This window comes from Janthinobacterium sp. GW822-FHT07H10 (assembly GCF_058798675.1).
On sequence record NZ_JBXAKS010000002.1, the window covers coordinates 431,275 to 454,077 of the forward strand.

The following is a 22,803-nucleotide window of genomic DNA, read 5'->3' on the forward strand; positions in this document are numbered from 1 at the left end:
GACGCCTCAGTGTTGCTGCTGCTGGTAGGTGATGGTGGAGCCCGTACGCTTCAGGGCCACGACAAAGGCGTCGGCCAGGGTAGCCTTGGTGATCACGTCTTCCAGGTTCACGCCCAGGTGCACGATGGTTTGCGCGATCTGCGGACGGATGCCGCTGATGATGCAGTCGGCGCCCATCAGGCGCGCCGCGGCGATGGTTTTGAGCAAGTGCTGCGCCACCAGGGTGTCGACCGTGGGCACGCCCGTGATGTCGATGATGGCGATCAGGGCGCCCGTGTCGACGATCTTTTGCAGCAGGCTTTCCATCACCACCTGCGTGCGGGCGCTGTCCAGGGTGCCGATCAGGGGCAGGGCCAGCACGTTTTGCCACAGTTGCACTACCGGCGTCGACAGTTCCAGCAATTCCTGCTGCTGGCGCAAGATCACCTGTTCGCGCGCCTTTTGATAGGTGGCGATGGTCAGCAGGCCCAGTTCGTCAAACAGCTTGCTGGTGCCGATGATGGCGTCGCCCAGCGTCTGCGGCTGCTCGGCGAGCTCCTTGCGCAGGTAGGTAAATAGCGGTTCCTTGAGGGAAAACACGAAGCTGGCCGTGTCGATCGGCGAATAGCCCTGGCGCACGCGCGATTGCGACATTTCGCTGAGCAGCTGGCGCGTGTCGTCCCAGGCGCCGCCTTCGATATCGAAGGAATCGCTGCCTTCCAGCGCGCGCACCAGCAGCGGCAGGAATTGCGCCGCCTGCTGGCGCAGCTCGTTTTCCGCGATCTTGTCGCGCCGCACCAGGCGGGCGATCAGGTCGGCCATCCAGCCGTCCAGCAGTTCCGTGTGGTGTTCGCTGATGATGGCGGCCAGCTGCTGCGCCTGGCTCATGCCCGTCTTGTTTTTCATGCTCATCCTTGGCTGGAGTGGAGGGCGCCGGACTGCCTGCCATGTGCGCTGCGCGGCGGCGGCGAGATCCGGTTTGCCGATAGTAAATTATAGGCAGACATGGCCATATTGTTATGTTCTTTGGCGCACATAGTGGCGCATGTCAATCAATATTCTTGTCGGAAACTTTGGGCGTGAAGGGAGTTCCTTAAAGATGTATATGGTTTGCATGTTTATGGGAATTCCGCTACACTGGCCGCACTCAACCAGAGAAGAACGCCATGAATATCGACAAGTTCAAACAGCAGCACCTGGCCATCCTGGCCGCCATCGATGACTTGCGCCGGCTGGCGCGCGGCGGCGTCGCCGTGCAGGCCAAGGCGATCGCCGGCCAGATCGTCGCCATGAGCGGCTTGATCAAGCTGCACCTGGCCGTCGAGCAGCGCTACCTGTATCCGGCCGCGCAAGCGAGCGGCGTGGCCAAGGTGGCGCAGCTGGGACGCCGGTATGAAAGCGAGATGGATGGCATTGCCGGCGCCTACCTGGTGTTTGCCAGCCGCTGGAATACCCCCGTGCGCCTCGAAGCCGAGCCGGACGCTTTCCGCCGCGAAGCCAACACCGTGCTGCACGCGCTGTACCAGCGCATGCGCCGCGAAGACAGCGAGTTGTATCCCGCCGTCGAAGCGCTGGCCTAAGCGATTATTTTTTACCTCATACAGGAGTTTTACATGCTGACCCAAGAACAACGCGCCATCATCACCGCCACCGTCCCCATCCTCGAGCAGGGCGGCGAAACGCTGACCCGCCATTTTTACAAGAACCTGTTCCGTGACCATCCGGAAGTGCTGCCCTACTTTAACCAGGCGCACCAGCACAGCGGCGACCAGCAGCGCGCGCTGGCCAATGGCGTGCTGATGTATGCCAAACATATCGACCAGCTCGAGGCGCTGGGCGACCTCGTCTCGACCATCGTCAACAAGCACGTGGCGCTGCAAATCCGCGCCGAGCACTATCCGCTGGTGGGTGCCAGCCTGCTGCAAGCCATCCGCGAAGTGCTGGGCGCGGAAGTGGCCAGCGACGCCGTCATCGACGCCTGGGGCGCGGCCTACGGCCAGCTGGCCGACATCCTGGCCGGCGAGGAGGGCCGCATCTACAAGGCGCAGGCGGCCGCGCCCGGCGGCTGGCGCGGCGCGCGCGATTTTCTCGTGCAAGCCAAGGTCGTGGAAAGCGACGAGATCACCTCGTTCCTGCTGGCGCCCGCCGATGGCCAGCCCGTGCTCGACTTTGCGCCAGGCCAGTATATCGGCGTCGTGGCGACGGTCGACGGCGTGCCCATGCGCCGCCAGTATTCGCTGTCGGCCGCCAGCAATGGCCAGACTTACCGCATCAGCGTCAAGCGCGAGCAGGGCGGCAAGGTGTCGACTTACTTCCACGACCAGGTGCAGGCGGGCGGCATTGTGCAGCTGACGCCGCCATCGGGCGACTTCGTGCTGGCCGATGGCGACAAGCCGCTGGTCTTGATCAGCGGCGGCGTGGGCATCACGCCGACCCTGGCCATGCTGGCGTCGGCCCTGCGCGGCAAGCGTCCCGTGCATTTCATCCACGCGGCGCGCCACCATGGCGTGCACGCGTTCCGCGCGCAGGTCGACGCACTGGCCGCGCAGCATCCGCAGCTCAAGCGTTTCTATTGCTATGCGGAGCACGGCGGCGAGCAGGCGGCGCCGGACGCCATCGGCCTGCTCGATAAAGCCCAGCTGGAGCGCTGGCTGCCGGCATCGCGCGACGTCGACGCGTATTTCCTCGGTCCGCAGCCCTTCATGCGCGCCGTGAAAGGCTATCTGCGCGACCTGGGCGTGCCCGAAAAGCAGACGCATCATGAATTCTTCGGACCGGCGAGCGCGCTGAACTGAAGCAGCGTCGTGCAGGCGTCGTTGTGGCTGGACGAGAAATAGCCGCGCCGTAAGGGGCGGGTAAGCCTCGCCCTGTACTGTGAAAACAAGCTCGAAGAAAAGAGCATGCTTTTACATAACAGGAGGCAACACCATGCACGACGATCTGGTTCAGAAAATCAAGGGCGACCCCGCCTATCATCAACTGGTCAAGGTGCGTTCCCGCTTCGGCTGGACGCTGACGGCCCTGATGATGGTGGTGTACTACGGCTACATCCTGCTCATCGCGTTCGACAAGGAGTTTCTCGCCTCGAAGACGGGCGAAGGCGTGATGACGTGGGGCATGCCGATCGGCCTGTTCGTCATCGTGTTTACCGTGGTGATCACGGGCGTCTATGTGCGCCGCGCCAACAAGCAGTACGACGACCTGACCCAGGCCATCCAGGCGCGGGTGCAGGCATGAGCGGCGCGACCTTGACGCGGCGCACGCTCTCCTGGCTGGCGGCGCCAGCCCTGCTGGGTGCAAGCAATGCCGTGCTGGCGGCCGGCGCCGACCTGGGCCAGGCCCAGCAGCAACCCACCAACTGGACGGCCATCATCATGTTCGCCGTCTTCGTCGTCTTCACCCTGTTCGTCACCAAGTGGGCGGCGGCCAAGACCAAGTCGGCGTCCGATTTCTACACGGCAGGCGGCGGCATCACGGGCTTCCAGAATGGCCTGGCGATCGCCGGCGACTTCATGTCGGCCGCGTCCTTCCTCGGCATTTCCGCCGCCGTCTTCCTCAACGGCTACGATGGCCTGATCTACGCCATCGGCTTCCTCGTCGGCTGGCCCGTCATCACCTTCCTGATGGCCGAGCGCCTGCGCAACCTCGGCCGCTTCACCTTTGCCGACGTGGCAGCCTACCGCTTCAAGCAGGCGCCGATCCGCATCTTTTCCGCCTCCGGCACCCTGGTGGTCGTGGCCTTTTACCTGATCGCGCAGATGGTGGGCGCGGGCCAGCTGATCAAGCTGCTGTTCGGCCTCGAATACTGGATCGCCGTCGTGCTGGTCGGTACCCTGATGATGATCTATGTGCTGTTTGGCGGCATGACGGCCACCACCTGGGTGCAAATCATCAAGGCGGTGATGCTGCTGGGCGGCGCCAGCTTCATGGCCATCGCCGTGCTGGCGCAATTCAACTTCAGCCCGGAAGCGCTGTTCGCCAAGTCCGTGGAAGTGCACGCCACCAAGGAAGCCATCATGGGTCCAGGCAGTTTCATCAAGGACCCCATTTCGGCCATTTCGTTCGGCATGGCGCTGATGTTCGGCACGGCCGGCCTGCCGCATATCCTGATGCGTTTCTTCACGGTGCCGAACGCCAAGGAAGCGCGCAAGTCCGTGTTCTGGGCCACCACCTGGATCGCGTATTTCTACGTGCTGACCTTCATCATCGGCTTTGGCGCCATCGTGCTGGTGAGCACGAATCCCGAGTTCAAGGATGCTGCCGGTAAATTGTTGGGTGGCAATAACATGGCGGCCGTGCACCTGGCCAAGGCCGTCGGCGGCGACGTCTTCCTCGGCTTCATGTCGGCCGTTGCCTTCGCCACCATCCTGGCCGTCGTGGCGGGCCTGACCCTGTCGGGCGCCTCGGCCGTGTCGCACGACCTGTACGCCACCGTCTTCAAGAAGGGCAAGGCGACGGGGGCCAGCGAGCTGAAAGTGTCGCGCGTGACCACCATCGTGCTGGGCATCATTGCCGTGGTGCTTGGCATCGTCTTTGAAAAGCAGAACATCGCCTTCATGGTCTCGCTGGCCTTCGCCATCGCCGCCTCGGCCAACTTCCCCGTGCTGTTCATGTCGGTGCTGTGGAAGGATTGCACCACGCGCGGCGCCACCATCGGCGGTTTCATGGGCCTGATCACGGCCGTCGGCTTGACGGTGGTGTCGAAATCCGTGTGGGTCGACGTGCTCGGCCATGGCGAAGCGCTGTTCCCGTACGCCTCGCCCGCCATCTTTTCGATGACGGCCGGCTTTGTCGGCATCTGGCTGTTCTCCGTGCTCGACAAGAGCCCGCGCGCGCGCATCGACCGTGCCGGCTACGAAGCGCAGCAGATGCGTTCGGAAACGGGCATCGGCGCGGCGGGCGCCAGCGCGCATTGAGCTATAAGTAGCCGCTGAAGGAAACAATGCCCGGTTCGCCGGGCATTGTGGTTTTTGGCGCAGGCCTTGCTTACCTTGCCAGGTGCAGCGGGATCACGCCCGGTGCCGGCAGCGGCGCATTCTGCGTTCCCTCGAGTATCGACGCCAGAGTCACGCTGTCGAGCACGGCCAGGAAGGCGCCCGTGGCCTGGCCCAGCTTGGCCTTCAACTGGCAATCCGGCGTCAGCGGGCACGTGTTGCTGTCCTTGTTGAAGCACTCGGCCATGAAGAAATCGCTTTCCGTCTCGCGCACCACGGTGCCGATATTGATCTCGGCCGGGTCGCGCGCCAGGCGCAGGCCGCCATTTCTCCCGCGCACGGTTTCCACGATGCCCGACAGGCCCAGCTGGTGCACCACCTTCATCAGGTGATTCTTCGAGATGGCATGCAGGTCGGCGATGTCCTGGATGGTCACGAGCCGGTCGCGGTGCGTACCCAGGTACATCAGGGTGCGCAGGGTGTAATCAGTATAGGCAGTCAGTCGCATGGGGCGGAGGAGTAAAACACCTGACAAAGCGATTGCGCATCGCGATTTGCGGCCTCCGGCGCGCACTGCGCATGCGCACAGCTCCGCTTCTCGGTCGCAACTCACAGCCGCTCGCTACGTTTTTGGCAGGTGTGTAGTAAAGATGTGGAATACATCCTTGTTTCAAGCCGCCAGCATACAGCAAAAGCGCTTCGCGACGGCCGCCAGGCTGTGCGTGTCAGCGTTACATTTCAGCCGCGAAAGACAAAAGTTGTTTGCCTTTCGTTCAAATGCGTAGTAAATTTTCATATTGCTGCCACGGCAAACAGCTTGCACGCCCTTTAAAGCCCTTTGAGTACGGATTTTATGGATGAAAATCAAGAGGATGGTGAAACAATAAGGTAAATTTACTACAAATTGGACGATGGGCGTTTCCCGGGCCGGGAAGCGCGTACTACGCAATCTGTGCGGTGCCGCCGTGGCCGCCCCAGGAATGAATACCATGCAAATGAATGAAGTGAAAGACGAGCTGCTGAGCAGCGATATCCGCCAGCTGGGCCGTCTGCTGGGCGACGCCATCCGCAATCACCTGGGCGACCCTGCCTTTGACCGCATCGAGCACGTGCGCCAGCTGGCCATCCGTTTCCGCCGCGACAATGACGAAACCGCCCGCGTGCAGCTGTCGGCCGCGCTGCAAGCGCTGTCGCAGGAAGAAACCACGCAATTGACGCGCGCCTTCAGCTATTTCTCGCTGTTGGCCAATATTGCGGAAGATCAACACCACATCCGTCGCACGCGCGCCCATCTGATCGCCGGCTCGCCGCCGCGCCAGGGTAGCCTCAGCCACGCCGTGGGCAATGTGCTCGACGCGGGTCAGGCCGATGCGCTGGAAACCTTCTTTGAAGATGCGTTTGTCAGCCCCGTGTTTACGGCGCACCCGACGGAAGTGCAGCGCAAGAGCATCCAGAATTGCCAGATGGCCATCGCGCGGCTGTTGAACGAACGCGACCGCGTGCAGATGACGCCGGAAGAAGCGGAACAGAACGAGGAAGCGCTGGGACGCGGCATCGTCACCCTGTGGCAGACGCGGCTGTTGCGTACGAGCAAGCTGTCCGTGATGGATGAGGTGGCCAATGGCCTGTCGTTCTACGACCACACGATCCTGCGCGAATTGCCGAAGTTGTATTCCTCCCTGGAAACCATGCTGGCGCAGCGCGATGCGCGCTGGGAAGATGTGGAATTACCCAATTTCATGAAAGTGGGCAGCTGGATCGGTGGCGACCGCGACGGCAACCCCTTTGTGACGGCCGATATCCTGCGCAGCACCCTGCAGACGCAGGCCGACAAGGTCCTCGATTTCTACCTCGGCGAATTGCGCAAGCTCGCTTCGCAGCTGTCGCTGGCGCAAATACTCAATGCCTGCAGCGAGCCGCTGCGCGCGCTGGCCGAGCGCTCGGCCGATGCTTCGCCGCACCGTGTCGACGAGCCATACCGCCGCGCCCTGCATGGCATCCATGCGCGCCTGGACGCCACGCGTTACGTGCTGTGCAGCAAGGGCAGGCAGGCGGACGGCGTGCAGCCTTACGCTTCCGCTGCCGAGCTGCTGGCCGACCTGGACGTGGTCCAGCATTCGCTGGTCAGCAATGGCTTGCGTTCGCTGGCGCGTGGCCGCCTGCGCCAGCTGCGCCGCGCCGTGAAGGTATTCGGTTTTTCGCTGGCGCCGCTGGACTTGCGCCAGAATTCCGACGTGCACGAGCGCGTCGTGGGCGAACTGTTTGCCGGCGCCCAGCCGGGCCTGGTCTACCTCGACCTCGATGAAGAGCAGCGCATCGCCTTGCTGCTGGCCGAGCTGGAGTCGCCGCGCCTGTTGACGTCGCCATACGCGCAATACTCGGAGGAAACCACCTCCGAGCTCGACATCTTCCGCGCCGTGCGCGAGGCGCACGCCAAGTATGGCCGCGAATCGGTGCCGAACTGCATCATCTCGAAGGCGGCCAGCGTCTCGGACTTGCTGGAAGTGGCCTTGCTGCTCAAGGAAGTGGGCTTGCTGCGCCAGGACAGCCAGGAAGTGGACGTCAACATCATCCCCCTGTTCGAAACCATCGACGACTTGCGCGCCGGCCCCGCCATCATGGCGCGCGCGTTCGGCTTGCCGTTCTACCGTGGCTTGCTGGCGTCGCGCGCGGACCAGCAGGAAGTCATGCTCGGCTATTCGGACAGCAACAAGGACGGCGGCTTCCTGACGTCGGGCTGGGAACTCTACAAGGCCGAGATCGAGCTGGTGTCGGTGTTCAGGCAATACCAGATCAAGCTGCGATTGTTCCACGGCCGCGGCGGTTCCGTCGGCCGTGGCGGCGGTCCCAGCTACGAAGCCATCCTGGCCCAGCCGGCCGGCGCCGTGCAGGGGCAGATCCGTCTGACGGAGCAGGGCGAAGTCATCACGGCCAAGTATGCGAACCCGGAAGTGGGGCGCCGCAACCTGGAAGTGCTGGTGGCCGCCACCATCCAGTCCACCCTGCTGCCGCAGGCCCAGCTGCAGCCGAAGGCCTCGGCCGGCGCGGGCCATCTGGCCGCGATGGACGAGCTGTCCGGCACGGCCCTGAACGCCTACCGCGACCTCGTCTATGGCACCGAAGGCTTCGAGCAGTATTTCTGGGAATCGACCGTGATCGCGGAAATTGCCGCGCTGAACATCGGCAGCCGTCCCGCCTCGCGCAAGAAATCCACGTCCATCGAGGATTTGCGCGCCATTCCCTGGGTGCTGAGCTGGGCGCAATGCCGCCTGATGCTGCCGGGCTGGTTCGGTTTCGGTTCCGCCGTGCAAGCCTATCTGGCCGCCCATCCGGCCGATGGCGCGGACGTGCTGCGCGGCATGTACACGGACTGGCCTTTCTTCACATCCCTGCTGTCGAACATGGACATGGTGCTGGCCAAGAGCGATATCGCCATTGCCGGCAAGTATGCGGAACTGGTCAAGGACAAGGCCTTGCGCGACGCCATCTTCACGCGCATTCGCGCCGAATACGCGGCCACCCTGGACGCCCTGAAGCTGATCACGGGCCAGGAAGAATTGCAGCAAGCCAATCCGCTGATGCAGCGCTCGATACGCAACCGCTTCCCGTATATCGACCCGCTGAACCACGTGCAGGTGGAGCTGCTGCAGCGTTTCCGCGAGGGCAAGCAGGATGTGGCGGCGCGCACGGGGATTCATTTGTCGATCAACGGCATCGCGGCTGGCTTAAGAAATAGTGGTTGATTCTTTTTAACCCAACAACAAATGCTGGGGTCGGAGCTCAAGGTCTGCCCCCGGATTTTGCACCTGGGTTGCTTTTAAGTAAAACAACAAGGAGACAGCATGACCATCAAAGTTGCCATCAATGGCTATGGCCGCATCGGCCGCAATGTCTTGCGCGCATTTTACGAAGGCGGCAAGCAGCAGGATATCGAAATCGTCGCCATCAATGACCTGGGCGACGCCAAGTCGAATGCGCATCTGACGCGCTACGATACGGTGCACGGCAAGTTTCCCGGCGTCGTCACCATCGATGGCGAGAACATGGTCGTCAATGGCGACCGCATCCGCGTCTTCGCGCAGCGCGACCCGGCCTTGATACCGTGGGGCGAGCTCGGCGTCGATGTCGTGCTCGAATGCACGGGTTTCTTCACGACCAAGGAAAAAGCTGCGGCGCATTTAAAAGGCGGTGCAAAGAAAGTCATCATTTCCGCGCCCGGCGGCAAGGATGTGGACGCCACCATCGTGTTTGGCGTCAACCAGCACGTACTGAAAGCCACGGATACGGTCATTTCGAATGCCTCGTGCACGACAAATTGCCTGGCGCCACTAGTAAAACCGCTCAACGACGCCATCGGCATCGAATCGGGCCTGATGACCACCGTGCACGCCTACACGAACGACCAGGTATTGAGCGACGTGATGCATGAAGACTTGCGCCGCGCCCGTTCGGCCACGCATTCGATGATCCCCACCAAGACGGGTGCGGCAGCGGCCGTGGGCCTGGTCTTGCCGGAACTCAATGGCAAGCTCGACGGTTTTGCCGTGCGCGTGCCGACGATCAACGTGTCGCTGGTCGACCTGTCCTTCATCGCCAGGCGCGACACCAGCGTCGAGGAAGTCAACGCCTTGCTGAAAACGGCCTCGGAAGGCGCGTTGAAAGGCATTTTGACGTACCAGACGGAGCCGCTGGTATCCATCGACTTCAACCACAACCCCGCCTCGTCGAATTTCGATTCGACCCTGACCAAGGTGTCGGGCCGCCTCGTGAAAGTGTCATCGTGGTACGACAACGAGTGGGGCTTCTCGAACCGCATGCTCGACACCACGGTCGCCCTGATGGCGGCCAAGTAACAAGGTTTCACCGCTGATCCAGCGCACCAGGACGGCCGGCCCACAAGGCTGGCCCTTGTAGCAACTTATTATAGAAAGCAGCACACCATGACCATGCAAGTACAGCAACGCGCCACCAAGATCGTTTCCACCATCGGCCCCGCTTCGAACGATATCGATACCCTGGTCCGCATGTTCAAGGCCGGCGTCGACGTCGTGCGCCTGAACTTCTCGCATGGCAAGGCGCAAGACCATATCGACCGCGCCCGCATGGTGCGCGAAGCGGCAGCCCTGTGCGGTCGCGAAGTGGCCATCATGGCCGACTTGCAAGGGCCAAAGATTCGCGTCGGCAAGTTTGAGGAAGGCAAGATTTTCCTGGAAAACGGCGCCACTTTCATCCTCGACGCGAAATGGGGTGAGAAGGGCGAGCTGGGCAACATCGAGCGTTGCGGCCTTGACTACAAGGAATTGCCGCGCGACTTGCGCGCCGCCGATGTACTGTTGCTCAACGATGGCCTCATCGTCTTGACGGTGGACAAGGTCGTCGGCAGCGAAATCCATACCACCGTGAAAATCGGCGGCGAATTGTCGAACAACAAGGGCATCAACCGCCAGGGCGGCGGCTTGTCGGCGCCGGCCTTGACGGCGAAGGACATGGAAGACGTGAAAACGGCGATGAGCTTCCAGGCCGACTACGTGGCCGTGTCGTTCCCGAAAAACGCCACCGACATGGTGATGGCGCGCCAGCTGGCCAATATCGCCGGCGAAGCGTGGGACCACAAGCCGATGATGATCGCCAAGATCGAGCGCGCGGAAGCGATTCCCGCCCTGCAAGAGATTCTCGATGCGTCCGACGGCATCATGGTGGCCCGTGGCGACCTGGCCGTGGAAGTGGGCAACGCGGCCGTGCCGGCCCTGCAAAAGCGCATGATCAAGATGGCGCGCGCGTCGAACAAATTGGCGATCACGGCCACACAGATGATGGAATCGATGATCGTCAACGCCGTGCCGACGCGCGCGGAAGTGTCGGACGTGGCCAATGCCGTGCTCGATGGCACGGACGCCGTGATGACGTCGGCGGAAACGGCGTCGGGCCGCTATCCGATCGAAACGGTGGAAGCCATGGCCGCCATCTGTCTGGATGCGGAAAAGTGGGATACCTGCAAGCTCGACGCCGACTTCCTCAACGCCACGTTCTCGCGCATCGACCAGTCGATCGCCTATGGCGCGCTGTTTACGGCCCACCACCTGCGCGTCAAAGCCATCGCCACCCTGACGGAATCGGGTTCCACGGCCTTGTGGATGAGCCGTTGCAACATCGACATCCCCATCGTCGCCCTGACGCCGAGCGTGGGCACGCGCCGCAAGCTGGCCCTGTACCGCAACGTCAGCACGCTGGAGCTGACGTCGGGTACGGATCGCGACAAGGTCTTGCAACAGGCGGAAGAATTGCTGCTGGAACATAAAGTCGTGGCCAAGGGCGACACCGTCGTGCTGACCTGGGGCGAGCCGATGGGCAAGGTCGGCGGCACGAATGCGCTGAAAATCATGAAGATCGGCCAGCACTGATCATCGATTGCAGGGTGGCGCGCGGCAAGCCTGCCGTCACCCGATTGGCGCCATCACTAGCCGCAGGCCGGCTCGGCGCCGCAGCAGGCGTGGCGGAGTATGCGCCGCAAGCTTAAGAATTCCTGAAAATTCCGCCTTCCACGGCAAGCTGTCGGGCGGATGGCAATCCGCCCATTGCGGTATCGCCATTTCCGTGCCAACATGCATTTCCTGCCGTGTAAGGCGTTTCCGGAGTCCATGATGACCGCATACCTGCCTGCCTTGATCTGGTCGCTGTCGGCCTTTGCCTGCCTCTTCATCGCCAAACGCCGCCGCGTCCGGACAACTGCCGTGCGGGCCGCCCTGGTGGTCCTGCTGGGTCCGTTGGCCATTCCCTTCGTGCTGGCCGCAAGGCCCGATCCGCTCAAGCCGGCCTGACGCATGCACCGTTAAACGTGCGGGCCGGGCGCGCTGTCCTTTGCTATATTTTCGCCTTTTAGCAGAGAGACATGCTTATGCAACGCAGCGCGACCTTGTTAATGATGAGTATCTTGCCCTGGTGTCTCGCCACGGCCGCTTGGGCGGCGGAGCCGGCACAGCGCCTGCAGCGCGCCACGGGCTTGTGGAAGGTGACGCCAACGACGTCGCCTTTTTCCTGGGAAATCTGCGTCGACCAGGACCGCGACCGCCTGATCGACGATGACTTGTGGAGCGACTTCGAGCAGGAATGCACGATAGCCTCGCAAGGCCGCGATGGCGACAGCTATGTCTTCCAGTCCAGCTGCCCCGGCGCCATGCTGGCAGGCCATTTCAAGGGCGACCTTGCCAAGGCCTACACGCTGAGCAGCGACACCACCATGGAACTGAACGGCAAGACCGAGGTGCAACACCTGGAACTCGAAGGCGTCTTCCAGGGCGCTTGCCCGGCCGGCCTGGCGCCGGGCGCCAAGAAAATGCGTGGCGGCATGGTGATGAAGACCTTGTACACACACCGCTAGGAACGGCGTCGGCCCCGCTGTACGCTGCGCTGACCGCTGCGCTGACCGCTGCGCTGACCGCGTGGAACCGGCTTGCCGCGCCCGCGTCACGCTGCATGAAACAACAGTTTCCGTGCCTGGGCAGGCGCCGGGATTGACGCGGCAGGCGATGATTTGCGATAATGAGAATTATTCTCAATTGAGCTGCTTGTCATGCAGCTGCTCACCATCCCAGGCAGCGCCTCGCTTTGAGCGCATCGGAGTTTCTAGTGAACATTGCGCATTCCAGCGACACCATCGCGTGTATGTATAGCAACCACCATGGCTGGCTGATGCGCTGGCTGCGCGCCAAGCTGCAATGCGCCGACCATGCGGCCGACCTGGCGCAGGACACCTTCGTGCGCCTGCTGGCGGCGCCGCCAGAAGGCCGGCAGAGCTTGCACGAGCCGCGCGCCTACCTGACCACCGTGGCGCAGCGCCTGCTGATCGACCATTACCGCCGCCTGTCGCTGGAGCAAGCGTGGCTGGAAACGCTGGCACAGCAGCCTGAGCTGCTGATGCAGTCGCCGGAAGAACGCCTGCTCGTGCGCGAAGCCTTGCAACGCATCGATGCCATGCTCGACGGCTTGCCGCCGCTGGTGCGCAGCGCCTTTTTGCTCGCGCATGTCGATGGCCTCGGCTATGCGGAAATCGGCCTGCGCCTGGGCGTGAGCGAGCGCAGCATCAAGCGTTACATGGTGCAGGCCTTCGAGCGCTGCATCCTGCTGATCCTGTGAACGGCGCCGCCGCCATCGACCCGCGTGCCGCGCGCGCGGCCGCGCAATGGCTGGTGCGCCTGCATGCGGGCGCACTGACGGCGGACGAGCAGCGGACATTCCAGGCCTGGCGCGCCGGCGACCCGGCCCACGAAGCGGCCTGGCAGCGGGCCGAGCTGGTGTGCAACACCCTGGCCAGCGTGCCGCCCGCGCTGCGCCAGGCGGCGGGCGAGGCGCCGCCGTCGCCGCGCCGCCGTGCCTTGCTGGGCAGCCTGGCCGCGCTGGGCGTTGCCGCTCCCACCCTGTGGCTGGCCAGCCAGTCGGCGCCCTGGCAGGCGTGGCGCGCCGGCATCCGCACGGCGCGCGGCGAGATTCGCCGCATGAACTTGCCTGACGGCACGCAGCTGGTGCTCGACACGGATACGGCCATCGACGTGCGCTACGATGCGGCGGCGCGGCTGCTCGTGCTGCATGCGGGGGAAATCCACGTCGGCACGTCCCATGACGGGGCGCTTCCTGCGCGACCGTTCCTCGTGCGCAGCAGCAATGGCGTCGTGCGCGCGCTGGGCACGCACTTCAGCGTGCGCCAGGGCGGCAGCCTGCTGGCGCCGCGCACCGAGGTGAGCGTCAGCCAGGGCGCCGTCGAAGTCCGGCCAGCGCAGGCGTCCGCCGCCGCGCGCCTGGTCGATGCGGGATTGCAGGCCAGTTTCGACGATGGGGCCGTTTCCCCGCTGACGCCGCTGGCGCCCCATGCGGGCGCGTGGCTGCAGGGCGTGCTGATCGCCGAGCGCATGCCGCTGGGCGAAGTGCTCGAGCACGTGGCGCGCTACCGTTATGGCGTGATCCGCTGCGATCCGGCGCTGGCGGCCATGCCCGTCGACGGCATCTTCCAGCTGACTGAGCCGGACAAGATCCTCGCCTTGCTGCAGCATTCGCTGCCGATACGCATGGCGCGCCGCACGCGCTACTGGATCAGTGTCGAGCCGGCCTGAGGCAGTTATTTACCGTTTGCCTGTCCCTTTTTCCGGATTGCTTCGTCATACAAGGTAGAGAAGGAATCATCCGAACCATCGAAAGGGTTTTACATGGCTGTGCAGCACCGCTTATTCTCACCATGGACGCCGCCCGCGCTCCATCCCACCACGGGCGCCGTGCGCGCCACGCTGGTCTTGCTCCTCGCCGTGGGCGCCGCCGGCGCCAGCTTGCCGCAGATGGCGCTGGCGGCCGACGCCGGCCAGGCTGCCGGCGTGCGCGACTACCATATTCCCGCCGGCAGCTTGCGCGGCGCGCTGTCCTCGTTTGCCATTGCCGCCGGCATCAACCTGTCGACGCAGGGCGTGGCGCTCGACGGCCTGGCGACGCCGGGCTTGCAGGGCCGCCATGCCGTCACCGCTGGTTTGAGCAAGTTGCTGCAAGGCAGCGGCCTGGAAGTGACGGACGGCGGCAATGGCAATTACCTGTTGCGCAAAATCAATGCCAGCACGGCCGATGGCGGCCTCGACAGCATGCCGGCCGTCGTCGTCAGCGCCGAGGCCGACCGCGCCACGGAAGGCACGGGCTTATATACGTCGCGCAATATGTCGACGGCCACGGGGCTGAACCTGTCGCAGCGCCACACGCCGCAAACGGTCAGTATCATTTCCAGCCAGCAAATGGAGGATTTTGACTTGACCACCTTGCAGGACGTGGCCCGCGCCACGCCTGGCATTTATGGCAAGTCGCAGGGCGTTTCCGACCAGGAAACCACGTATTTCGCGCGCGGCTTCGCCTTGAGCCATGTCAATGTCGACGGCTTGCCGCTCGATGTGACCGGCTTCAACGAACGCAACGTGTCGGCCGACATGCTGATGTACGACCGCGTGGAAGTGGTGCGCGGCGCCACGGGCCTGATGGAAGGGGCTGGCGCGCCAGCGGGCAGCATCAACATGGTGCGCAAGCGCCCCACGGCCACGCCCCTGCTGAATGCTTCGGCCCACCTGGGCAGCTGGAAAGACCGGCAATTGACGGTGGATGCCAGCAATGCGCTCAATGCCACGGGCAGCGTGCGCGGCAGGGTGGCGGCCAGCTGGCGCGACAGCGACAGCTTCGTCGACGTCGTCAACAACCGCAACAGCACCGTGTATGCGATCGTCGAGGCGGACCTGACGCCGTCGACCACGGCCGGCTTCGGCTTTTCGCGCCAGCACAGCCGCACCGATGGCGTGTTCGTCGGCTTGCCGACGTTTGCCGATGGCAGCCACATGCCCTTGCCGCGCTCGACGTTCCTGAACAACGCGGACTCGTTCCAGAAACGCGACAACAACGTCGTCTTCGCCGACCTGGAAACGCGGCTGGAGCAGGGCTGGCGCAGCCGCTTCGCCATCACGCACATCGATGCCTCGTCGAGCACGCGCAACACGACGAATAGCCGCATCGACGGCGAAACGTATTTATTGAACCAGTCGGAAACGGGCTGGAAGTACGGCACGAGGCAAGTGGTGGCCGACTGGCGCTTGAGCGGTCCCGTCAGCTGGTTTGGCCGCCAGCACGACGTCATCGTGGGCGCCAGCTACCGCCACGACAATTCGGACGCGGGCCAGAGCTGGGAGGGCGCCGGGACGCGCGTGATCGACATCCGCAACTGGAATCCGTACGCCTTTCCCATGCGCGGCACGGCGTTCGAGCCCTACAACTGGGGCCGCAAGACGGACGAGAAGGGCATCTATGCGGCGGGCAACTTCAGCCTGGCCGAGCCGCTGCACCTGGTGCTGGGCGGGCGCTTCGGCTGGTATGCGCAGGACGTGACGGGCTGGTATGCGAGCAATCCGGCATGGCGCCGCAGCCTGACGGAAAACGCCAAGTTCACGCCGTACGCGGGCCTCGTCTACGATGTGGATCAGCATCATTCCGTGTATGCGAGCGGTACGCAGATTTTCGAGCCGCAAAGCTCGCTGGACGTGCGCGGCAATACCTTGCCGCCGCTGAGCGGCACCAATCTGGAAGTGGGCGTCAAGGGCGAGTATTTCGGCGGCAGGCTCAACGCCAGCGGCGCCTTGTTCCGCATCAAGCAGAATAACCGCGCCATGGCCGACGAGCTCAATTGCCCCACGGGCGGCGCCATTTACTGCGCCCGCGCGGCCGGGCAGGTGAAGAGCGAAGGCATCGATCTGCAATTGTCGGGCTCGCCGCTGCCGGGCTGGCAAGTCGCGGGCGGCTACACCTATGTGCTGGCCAAGTATACCAAGGATAGCGTGGCGGCGAATATCGGCCAGCGCATCGCCACCGATGAGCCGAAGCAGCTGTTCAAGGTGTACACGAACGTGCAGCTGAGCGGCAGCCTGGCGAAATGGAATCTGGGCGCCTCCGTGTATGCCCAGGACAAGATCTACCGCCGCGACCCCGGCTACCTGACGCGGCAGGGCGGCTACGCCATCGTCGGCCTGACGGCCGGCTACCGCCTCAGCGAGCAGCTGCAGCTGCGCGTGAATGTCGACAATGTGCTGGACCGCCATTACTACCAGGGACTTGGCTATTCCTGGTCGGGCGGCCTGGAACGCTACGGCGCGCCGCGCAGCGTGCTGGTCTCGCTGAACTACAAGATGTAAAGGCTGTGCTAGCGGAGCGCGCCCCGCGCGGCGCCTCTGCTACACTGCCGCCGTCCTCATCTTTCCACTTTTCCATGACCGCTACCCCTGTCCTGACGCCCCTGAAAAGCGCTTTCCAGCAATCGCGCGCCGAAAATAACATCGAGCTGATCCTGCCCGAACTGCTGGCAGCCCAGCTGCACGTCGTCATCGGCGGGCAAAGCGAGCAGATCGACCTGTTCCTCGTGCCGTCGCCGAATCCCGAGCGCCGCTGCGTGACGGTGGCGGAAGCCCCGGCCTTCCTGGCCGGCATCGCCTTCCCCAACATTCCCGTGACGGGCGCGCAATTGCTGGCCTCGATCCCGGCCGAGATCGAGGTCGTCATCCTGCATGGCGATGGTGCCAATTACCTGACGCGCGAGCAGCTGGCCTGGTTCCGCCGCATGCTGGCGCCGGCCGCTTGAGCGGGGAGGCGGGACCCGGGCTGAAGCCGGCGCGCGCGGAATGGATATGCTTTGCGCCGGCCGAGGATGCGGCGGCCCAGGCGGCGCTGGTGGCGGATATGCGTCCCGTGCTGTCGCGCAGCGTGCTGCTGGGCGGCTGTGCCCTGATCCTCGCGTTTGTCGGGCAAGCCGTGTGGCGCAACGTGCCATATGCGGGCGAGGCAGTGTTGTTCGCTCCGCTGGCGCTGGCCGCCTGGATCGCGGGCCTGGTGCTGTTTCCCGGACGCGCTCTGCTCTTTCATGTGGAGCTGGGCGACGCGGGCCTGCTGCTGCGGCGCCATGCGCGGCGCCTGCCCGGCTGGGATAAAAGCGTGCTGCTGGAGCTGGCGCAGCTGCAGCGGCTGGAAGTGGTCACCCATGCAGGCGCGCTGCAGGTCTACCGGGCAGCGCCGCCGCTGTCGCGCGTGGAGCTGCTGCTGCACACCGGTCTCGCGGAGTGCCCGCTGGTGCGCGTGGTGGGCCTGGACTTGCCCGTGCCGCAGCGCTGGTCGCTGTGCCAGATCAAGGAGGAGCTGAGCCGCCGCTGTAGACTGGCCGGTATCCCTGTCAGTGAGACGGCTGGCCCGCCCAGCCAGCAATCGGCGGCCCTCCGCGCGCGCTGGCCGCAGGCATAGCGCGGACATACGATGGGCATAAACACGTCGTTGTCGCATCGGCGCCGCAATCACTGTCATTTTTGATAACTGTATTGCTGAAGTCCTATGAATATTTTTGTAAAGCAACTATACTCATGGCTCTTTAAAAAAATCATCGTCACGCTGGTGGCCAGCTATCCGCGCCAGAGTTCGTACGCTTTCCGCTTTTTCTATCTGAAAAAGCATCTTTTCCCCGCGCGGCAGGCGCGGGCGTGATGACCGAGCCTTGCCCTGGTCGACTCGTACCGTTGTCATTTTCGCTGTGTTGCCGCTTTGTTCAAAGTGCGGCGCCGGCACGCGGTGCGCCGTCATGTTTTGCGACGTCACGTTTCACTCACCTTATGCCACGACCGTATGTTTAGCTCCATGTTCGCCGTATCGTCCGATACGCTGCCGTATATCTATGGCACGCACAATTACTGGCTGGTGCTGTTTTCCATCGCGATCGCCATCTTTGCCTCGTTCATGGCCCTGCAGATCGCCGGCATGGCGCGCAGCAGCGAGCGCGGCTTCCAGCGCCAGACCGCCATCGTCACGGGCGCCATCGCGCTCGGCGGCGGCATCTGGTCCATGCACTTCATCGGCATGCTGGCCTTCGACATCTGCACGCGCGTTTCCTTCGATCCCAGCCTGACCCTGCTGTCCATGCTGCCCGGCATGGCGGCCTCGTGGGTGGCGCTGCACTTGCTGGCGCGGCCACGCATCAGCTGGCGCCAGCTGGTGGTGGGCGGCGTGCTGGTGGGCGTGGGCATCGGCTCCATGCATTACAGCGGCATGGCCGCCATGCAGACTTCGCTGACCCTGCACTATGAACCGTGGCTGGTCGCGCTGTCGCTGCTGGTGGCCGTCGTCATGGCCATGCTGGCCTTGTGGATACGCTTCGGCCTGAACGCGCTGCGCCAGCGCCTCAATCCGCTGGCATCCTTGCTGGTCAGCAGCGTGGTGATGGGCCTGGCCATCTCCGGCATGCATTACACGGGCATGCTGGCGGCGCGCTTTTCCGGCACGCCCACGGTGGGCGACAACACGATTACCGTGCAGGCGTCGTTCGTGGCGCTGGCCGTGGCCCTGATCACCGTCACCCTGACCGTCTTCGTGGCCGCCGCGAACGGCTTGCTGCGCTACCGCCAGCTGCTGCGCCACGCCAGCGCCAGCGAGTCGCGGCTGCGCGCCATCGTCGACACGGCCGCCGACGGCCTGATCACCATCGACGGCCAGGGCAAGGTGCGCTCGTTCAATCCGGCCGCCGAAGCCCTGTTTGGCTGGCGCGAAGCCGACATCGTGGGGCGCGACGCGAGCCTGCTGCTGCAGGCGGCCGACGCGTCGCAGTACCAGGGCTACCTGCGCGACTACCTGGAAACGGGCGCCTCGCGCATCCTCGACAGCGGACGCGAACTGGAAGGCCGCCACCGCGACGGCGCCGTGCTGCCGATGCGCGTGGCGATCGGCAAGATCGACACGCCGGGCCAGCCCCTGTTCGTGGCCTTTGTGACGGACATGCGCTCCTCGCGCAACATGGAGCAGGCGCTGAAGGACAGCGAGCGCCAGTACCGCACCCTGATCCGCAATATCCCAGGCGTTTCCTTCCACTGCAGCTTCGCGCCCGAGTGGAAGATGATTTTCATCAGCGATGCCGTTTTCAACCTGACGGGCTGGATGCCGCAGGACTTCATCGAAGGGCGCGTCCGGCTGTTCGACCTGGTGCACCCCGACGACCGCCAGCGCGTCAATGACACCTGCGTGCAGGCGGCCGGCGAAAAGCGCGACTTCGAAAACGTCTACCGCATGATCCACCGCGACGGGCGCGAACGCTGGGTGCGCGAAAGCAGCGGCCCCGTGCTGGACAACGACGGCGTGGTGCGCTGGATCGACGGCGTCATCCTCGACATCACGGAGAGCGAATTGCGCAACGCCGAATACGAGGGCAAGGTGACGGCCATCTCGCGCGCGACGGCCGTCGCGGAGTTCGACCTGCAGGGACGCATCCTGGAAGCGAACCAGAACTTCCTCGACCTAGTCGGCTACCAGCTCGACGACGTGCGCGGCCTGCATCACAGCATTTTCTGCGAGCCGGCCTATGTGACGTCGCCCGCGTATGCGGCTTTCTGGCAGCAGCTGGCGCAGGGCGAATTCAATACGGGCGAGTACAAGCGCATCGGCAAGGTCGGCCGGGAAGTGTGGATACAGGCGTCGTACAATCCGATCTTCAACACGGACGGCAAGCCGTTCAAGGTGGTCAAGCTGGCCACCGATATCAGCGAGCGCCGCGCCATGCAGGAGAACCTGCGCGCGGCGAAAGACCGCGCCGAGCTGGCCGCCGAATCGAAGACCAGCTTCCTGGCCAACATGAGCCATGAAATCCGCACGCCGATGAACGCCATCATCGGCTTTACGGAAGTGCTGCTGGGGACGGCCCTGGACAGCCTGCAGCGCCGCCACCTGGGCACGGTGCGCCAGTCGGCGCGCTCCTTGCTCGAACTGCTCAACGACATCCTCGATACGGCGAAGCTGGAAAAGGGCGCCACCGAGCTGGAACTGGTGGACTTTTCGCTGCCGGACCTGGTCGACCACGTGGCCGCCTCGCTGCGCATCACCGCGCATGCGCGCGACCTGGTGCTGCATGTGGATGTCGACCCGGGCATGGGCCAGTTCTTCCTGGGCGATGCGCGCCGCGTGCAGCAGGTGCTGACGAATCTGATCGGCAATGCCGTCAAGTTCACGGAAGTGGGCCATGTGCGCGTGGCCGTCGACATGCAGGGCGACAGGGTGCATATCGCCGTGCACGACACGGGCATCGGCATACCGGCCGACCGCCTGGAGAAAATCTTCGCGCCGTTTACGCAAGCCGATTCCTCGATGAGCCGGCGCTTCGGCGGCACGGGCCTGGGCACGACGATTTCGCGCCAGCTGGTCGAGCTGATGGGCGGCACCATCACGGTGGAAAGCACGCTGGGCGTGGGCAGCGTGTTCCACGTGCTGCTGCCGCTGGCGCCGGGCAAGGCCGTCCTGCGCCGCAGCGAGCAGCCCGTGGTAGCCTTGCCGCCGCTGCGCATCCTGGCGGCCGACGACGTGCCGCAGAACGTGGAGCTGCTGCTGATCAGCCTGGGCGCGGCCGGTCACCAGGTGATCGCGGCCAGCGATGGCGAGAGCGCCGTGCGCGAATTCAGCAAGGGCAGCTTCGACATCGTGCTGATGGACGTGCAGATGCCGCGCATGGATGGCCTGGAGGCGGCGCGCCTGATCCGCGTGCACGAGCGCGAACAGGGCCTGAAGGCGACGCCCATCATCGCCCTGACGGCCAGCGTGCTGGAACAGGACCGGCGCGCGGCGCAGACGGCAGGCATGAACGGCTTCGCTTCGAAGCCGCTGGAAATGCACAAGCTGACGGCGGAAATCGCGCGCCTGCTCGACATCTCCGTCGTCCAGGCGGCGCAAGCGGCGGCCCCGCCGGGCGCCACGGCCGGCCAGGTGGACTGGCAGCGCGGCGTCGCCCTGTGGGGCGGCCGCGACACCCTGCAGCGTGCCATCGCGCGCTTCGTGCAGGCCAATGGCGGTTGCGCGGCCTTGCTGGCCACGGAACTGGAACGGGGCGGCATCAGCGTGGCCGGCCACCTGCTGCACCGGGTCAAGGGCGCGGCGGGCAACCTGTGCCTGGTGCAGGTCGAGCGCCTGCTGGGCCGGATCGAGCAAGCGATCGCGCGCCAGCAGCCCGTTACCGAATTGTTGGCACAGCTGGCGGCCGCCTTTGCGGCGCTGGGCGCCGAGCTGGAAGAGGGGACTGAAACGCTGCCGGCCGCGGTCATGGAAGCGCCCGCGGATGCGGCGCCGCTCGACGGCGTCGCCGCCGGTGCCTTGCTGCGGCAAGCCATCGCCAGCCTGGAGGGCGGGCAGCTCGACGACGCCCTGATGGCGCAGATCGCCGCCATGCTGGCGCCGCATGGCCAGCAGCTGCGCCTGCAGGCGCTGGCCGGCGCCATCGACGACTTCGAATTCGCGCGCGCCGCGGGCGTGCTGCGCCAGCTGCTGGACTGGCTGGATGCTCCTGCGCCGGCCGACCATTCCTGATATTGGGCTTGAGATGACCTTACACGAAGACAAACCAACCCTGTTGCTGGTTGACGATGAAGCGACGAACCTGCAGGTGCTGCGCCAGATCCTGCAGGACGACTACCGCCTGCTGTATGCCAAGGATGGCGAGAAGGCGCTGGAACTGGCGCAGAACAACCCCGTCGAACTGATCCTGCTCGACATCATGATGCCGGCCATGACGGGTTATGAAGTGTGCCGGCAGCTGAAGGCCATGCCGGCCACCGCAGCCATCCCCGTCATCTTCGTCACCGCCTTGTGCGACGTGAAGGACGAGGCGGACGGCTTCGACGCCGGCGCCGTCGACTACATCACGAAACCGGTCAGCCCGCCCATCGTGCGGGCCCGCGTGCGCACGCATTTGTCGCTGGTGGACGCCGAGGAATTGCGCCGCTCGCGCCTGCAGGTGATCCAGACCCTGGGCCAGGCGGCCGAGTACAAGGATAACGAAACGGGCATGCACGTCATCCGCATGAGCTATTACGCGCGCCAGCTGGCGCTGGCGGCCGGCTACAGCGCGGCCAGGGCCGAGGATCTGCTGAATGCGGCGCCCATGCACGACGTCGGCAAGATCGGCATCCCCGACGCCATCCTGCAAAAGCCGGGCAAGCTCGATGCGGACGAATGGAAAGTCATGCGCAGCCACGCCGAGATCGGTGCGGCCATCATCGGCGAGCACGCGGGCGGCCTGTTGAAAATGGCGCGCACCATCGCCCTGACGCACCATGAAAAATGGGATGGCAGCGGCTATCCGCAAGGCTTGAAAGGCGAGGAAATTCCCCACGAAGGGCGCATCGTCGCCATCGCCGACGTCTTCGACGCCCTCACCAGCGAACGCCCCTACAAGCCCGCCTGGACGATCGACGAAGCCATCGCCACCATGCAGCGCGACAGCGGCACGCACTTCGACCCGGACCTGCTGGCGTTGTTCATCGAACACTTGCCGGCCATGCTGGAGATCAAGGACCAGTGGCGCGAGCCGGCGTGAACG

19 protein-coding genes are annotated in these 22,803 nt (G+C 64.5%); 16 read left to right on the forward strand and 3 right to left on the reverse strand.

The window, feature by feature from the left end; translation table 11 throughout:
- Positions 1 to 6: 6 nt before the first annotated feature.
- Positions 7 to 885, reverse strand: a complete 879-nt coding sequence (locus AC1RDJ_RS06075) for an STAS domain-containing protein (RefSeq protein WP_071326401.1) — start codon at positions 883 to 885, stop codon at positions 7 to 9.
- A gap of 260 nt (positions 886 to 1,145) precedes the next feature.
- Here AC1RDJ_RS06075 and AC1RDJ_RS06080 point away from each other — a divergent pair, with 260 nt between their 5' ends.
- The 4 genes from AC1RDJ_RS06080 (at position 1,146) to AC1RDJ_RS06095 (ending at position 4,895) form a co-directional block, all read left to right on the forward strand.
- Positions 1,146 to 1,559: a hemerythrin domain-containing protein gene (locus AC1RDJ_RS06080; RefSeq protein WP_493026917.1), complete on the forward strand. Its 414-nt coding sequence runs from the start codon at positions 1,146 to 1,148 to the stop codon at positions 1,557 to 1,559.
- A gap of 33 nt (positions 1,560 to 1,592) precedes the next feature.
- Positions 1,593 to 2,774: an NO-inducible flavohemoprotein gene (hmpA, locus tag AC1RDJ_RS06085; RefSeq protein WP_493026918.1), complete on the forward strand. Its 1,182-nt coding sequence runs from the start codon at positions 1,593 to 1,595 to the stop codon at positions 2,772 to 2,774.
- Positions 2,775 to 2,907: 133 nt separating this feature from the next.
- Positions 2,908 to 3,216, forward strand: coding sequence for a DUF485 domain-containing protein (locus tag AC1RDJ_RS06090; RefSeq protein WP_493026920.1), 309 nt, complete (start codon positions 2,908 to 2,910; stop codon positions 3,214 to 3,216).
- Positions 3,213 to 4,895 (forward strand): cation acetate symporter, encoded by a 1,683-nt coding sequence (locus AC1RDJ_RS06095; RefSeq protein ID WP_289886478.1) that lies wholly within the window; start codon positions 3,213 to 3,215, stop codon positions 4,893 to 4,895. The genes AC1RDJ_RS06090 and AC1RDJ_RS06095 overlap by 4 nt, the downstream gene beginning before the upstream one ends.
- Before the next feature lie 70 nt (positions 4,896 to 4,965).
- Here the strand turns inward: AC1RDJ_RS06095 and AC1RDJ_RS06100 are convergent, their stop codons facing one another.
- Positions 4,966 to 5,421, reverse strand: coding sequence for an RrF2 family transcriptional regulator (locus AC1RDJ_RS06100; RefSeq protein WP_071323401.1), 456 nt, complete (start codon positions 5,419 to 5,421; stop codon positions 4,966 to 4,968).
- Between the two features lie 481 nt (positions 5,422 to 5,902).
- Here AC1RDJ_RS06100 and ppc point away from each other — a divergent pair, with 481 nt between their 5' ends.
- From ppc to AC1RDJ_RS06150, 10 genes are all read left to right on the forward strand, one after another.
- Positions 5,903 to 8,656, forward strand: coding sequence for a phosphoenolpyruvate carboxylase (gene ppc / locus AC1RDJ_RS06105; RefSeq protein ID WP_493026922.1), 2,754 nt, complete (start codon positions 5,903 to 5,905; stop codon positions 8,654 to 8,656).
- A gap of 99 nt (positions 8,657 to 8,755) precedes the next feature.
- Positions 8,756 to 9,766, forward strand: a complete 1,011-nt coding sequence (gap, locus tag AC1RDJ_RS06110) for a type I glyceraldehyde-3-phosphate dehydrogenase (RefSeq protein ID WP_071323402.1) — start codon at positions 8,756 to 8,758, stop codon at positions 9,764 to 9,766.
- Between the two features lie 87 nt (positions 9,767 to 9,853).
- Entirely contained in the window at positions 9,854 to 11,314 is a 1,461-nt protein-coding gene (gene pyk / locus AC1RDJ_RS06115) for a pyruvate kinase (RefSeq protein WP_083411763.1), read from the forward strand.
- 237 nt (positions 11,315 to 11,551) lie between these two features.
- Positions 11,552 to 11,731 carry a hypothetical protein gene (locus tag AC1RDJ_RS06120; RefSeq protein ID WP_493026923.1) on the forward strand — a complete coding sequence of 60 codons (180 nt, stop codon included), beginning with the start codon at positions 11,552 to 11,554 and terminating at the stop codon, positions 11,729 to 11,731.
- Between the two features lie 71 nt (positions 11,732 to 11,802).
- Positions 11,803 to 12,291, forward strand: coding sequence for a DUF3617 domain-containing protein (locus AC1RDJ_RS06125; RefSeq protein ID WP_493026925.1), 489 nt, complete (start codon positions 11,803 to 11,805; stop codon positions 12,289 to 12,291).
- Positions 12,292 to 12,539: 248 nt separating this feature from the next.
- On the forward strand, positions 12,540 to 13,046 hold the full coding sequence (locus tag AC1RDJ_RS06130) for a sigma-70 family RNA polymerase sigma factor (RefSeq protein ID WP_156894782.1): 507 nt from the start codon (positions 12,540 to 12,542) through the stop codon (positions 13,044 to 13,046).
- Positions 13,043 to 14,017, forward strand: a complete 975-nt coding sequence (locus AC1RDJ_RS06135) for a FecR domain-containing protein (protein ID WP_493026927.1) — start codon at positions 13,043 to 13,045, stop codon at positions 14,015 to 14,017. The genes AC1RDJ_RS06130 and AC1RDJ_RS06135 overlap by 4 nt, the downstream gene beginning before the upstream one ends.
- Before the next feature lie 93 nt (positions 14,018 to 14,110).
- Complete coding sequence (locus tag AC1RDJ_RS06140; protein ID WP_493026928.1) at positions 14,111 to 16,609, forward strand: TonB-dependent siderophore receptor; 2,499 nt, start codon at positions 14,111 to 14,113, stop codon at positions 16,607 to 16,609.
- A 74-nt stretch (positions 16,610 to 16,683) separates the two neighbouring features.
- Complete coding sequence (locus AC1RDJ_RS06145) at positions 16,684 to 17,052, forward strand: hypothetical protein (RefSeq protein ID WP_493026930.1); 369 nt, start codon at positions 16,684 to 16,686, stop codon at positions 17,050 to 17,052.
- Positions 17,049 to 17,705, forward strand: coding sequence for a hypothetical protein (locus AC1RDJ_RS06150; RefSeq protein ID WP_493026932.1), 657 nt, complete (start codon positions 17,049 to 17,051; stop codon positions 17,703 to 17,705). The genes AC1RDJ_RS06145 and AC1RDJ_RS06150 overlap by 4 nt, the downstream gene beginning before the upstream one ends.
- 114 nt (positions 17,706 to 17,819) lie before the next feature.
- On the opposite strand, the gene AC1RDJ_RS06155 is transcribed toward AC1RDJ_RS06150, so the two are convergent.
- Entirely contained in the window at positions 17,820 to 18,053 is a 234-nt protein-coding gene (locus AC1RDJ_RS06155; RefSeq protein WP_156894784.1) for a hypothetical protein, read from the reverse strand.
- A 27-nt stretch (positions 18,054 to 18,080) separates the two neighbouring features.
- Here AC1RDJ_RS06155 and AC1RDJ_RS06160 point away from each other — a divergent pair, with 27 nt between their 5' ends.
- Together AC1RDJ_RS06160 and AC1RDJ_RS06165 are read left to right on the forward strand one after the other, a co-directional pair.
- Positions 18,081 to 21,791 carry a PAS domain S-box protein gene (locus AC1RDJ_RS06160; RefSeq protein ID WP_493026933.1) on the forward strand — a complete coding sequence of 1,237 codons (3,711 nt, stop codon included), beginning with the start codon at positions 18,081 to 18,083 and terminating at the stop codon, positions 21,789 to 21,791.
- 13 nt (positions 21,792 to 21,804) lie between these two features.
- The gene (locus tag AC1RDJ_RS06165) at positions 21,805 to 22,800 is read left to right on the forward strand and encodes a response regulator (RefSeq protein ID WP_493026934.1); all 996 of its coding nucleotides are present in this window, start codon (positions 21,805 to 21,807) and stop codon (positions 22,798 to 22,800) included.
- Positions 22,801 to 22,803 lie beyond the last annotated feature (3 nt).

Bases quoted from the DNA above. Each gene is read 5' to 3' on its own strand.
- AC1RDJ_RS06075 (WP_071326401.1), bottom strand. From the start codon at position 885: ATGAAAAACAAGACGGGCATGAGCCAGGCGCAGCAGCTGGCCGCCATC.
- AC1RDJ_RS06080 (WP_493026917.1), top strand. From the start codon at position 1,146: ATGAATATCGACAAGTTCAAACAGCAGCACCTGGCCATCCTGGCCGCC.
- hmpA (WP_493026918.1), top strand. From the start codon at position 1,593: ATGCTGACCCAAGAACAACGCGCCATCATCACCGCCACCGTCCCCATC.
- AC1RDJ_RS06090 (WP_493026920.1), top strand. From the start codon at position 2,908: ATGCACGACGATCTGGTTCAGAAAATCAAGGGCGACCCCGCCTATCAT.
- AC1RDJ_RS06095 (WP_289886478.1), top strand. From the start codon at position 3,213: ATGAGCGGCGCGACCTTGACGCGGCGCACGCTCTCCTGGCTGGCGGCG.
- AC1RDJ_RS06100 (WP_071323401.1), bottom strand. From the start codon at position 5,421: ATGCGACTGACTGCCTATACTGATTACACCCTGCGCACCCTGATGTAC.
- ppc (WP_493026922.1), top strand. From the start codon at position 5,903: ATGCAAATGAATGAAGTGAAAGACGAGCTGCTGAGCAGCGATATCCGC.
- gap (WP_071323402.1), top strand. From the start codon at position 8,756: ATGACCATCAAAGTTGCCATCAATGGCTATGGCCGCATCGGCCGCAAT.
- pyk (WP_083411763.1), top strand. From the start codon at position 9,854: ATGACCATGCAAGTACAGCAACGCGCCACCAAGATCGTTTCCACCATC.
- AC1RDJ_RS06120 (WP_493026923.1), top strand. From the start codon at position 11,552: ATGATGACCGCATACCTGCCTGCCTTGATCTGGTCGCTGTCGGCCTTT.
- AC1RDJ_RS06125 (WP_493026925.1), top strand. From the start codon at position 11,803: ATGCTTATGCAACGCAGCGCGACCTTGTTAATGATGAGTATCTTGCCC.
- AC1RDJ_RS06140 (WP_493026928.1), top strand. From the start codon at position 14,111: ATGGCTGTGCAGCACCGCTTATTCTCACCATGGACGCCGCCCGCGCTC.
- AC1RDJ_RS06145 (WP_493026930.1), top strand. From the start codon at position 16,684: ATGACCGCTACCCCTGTCCTGACGCCCCTGAAAAGCGCTTTCCAGCAA.
- AC1RDJ_RS06160 (WP_493026933.1), top strand. From the start codon at position 18,081: ATGTTTAGCTCCATGTTCGCCGTATCGTCCGATACGCTGCCGTATATC.
- AC1RDJ_RS06165 (WP_493026934.1), top strand. From the start codon at position 21,805: ATGACCTTACACGAAGACAAACCAACCCTGTTGCTGGTTGACGATGAA.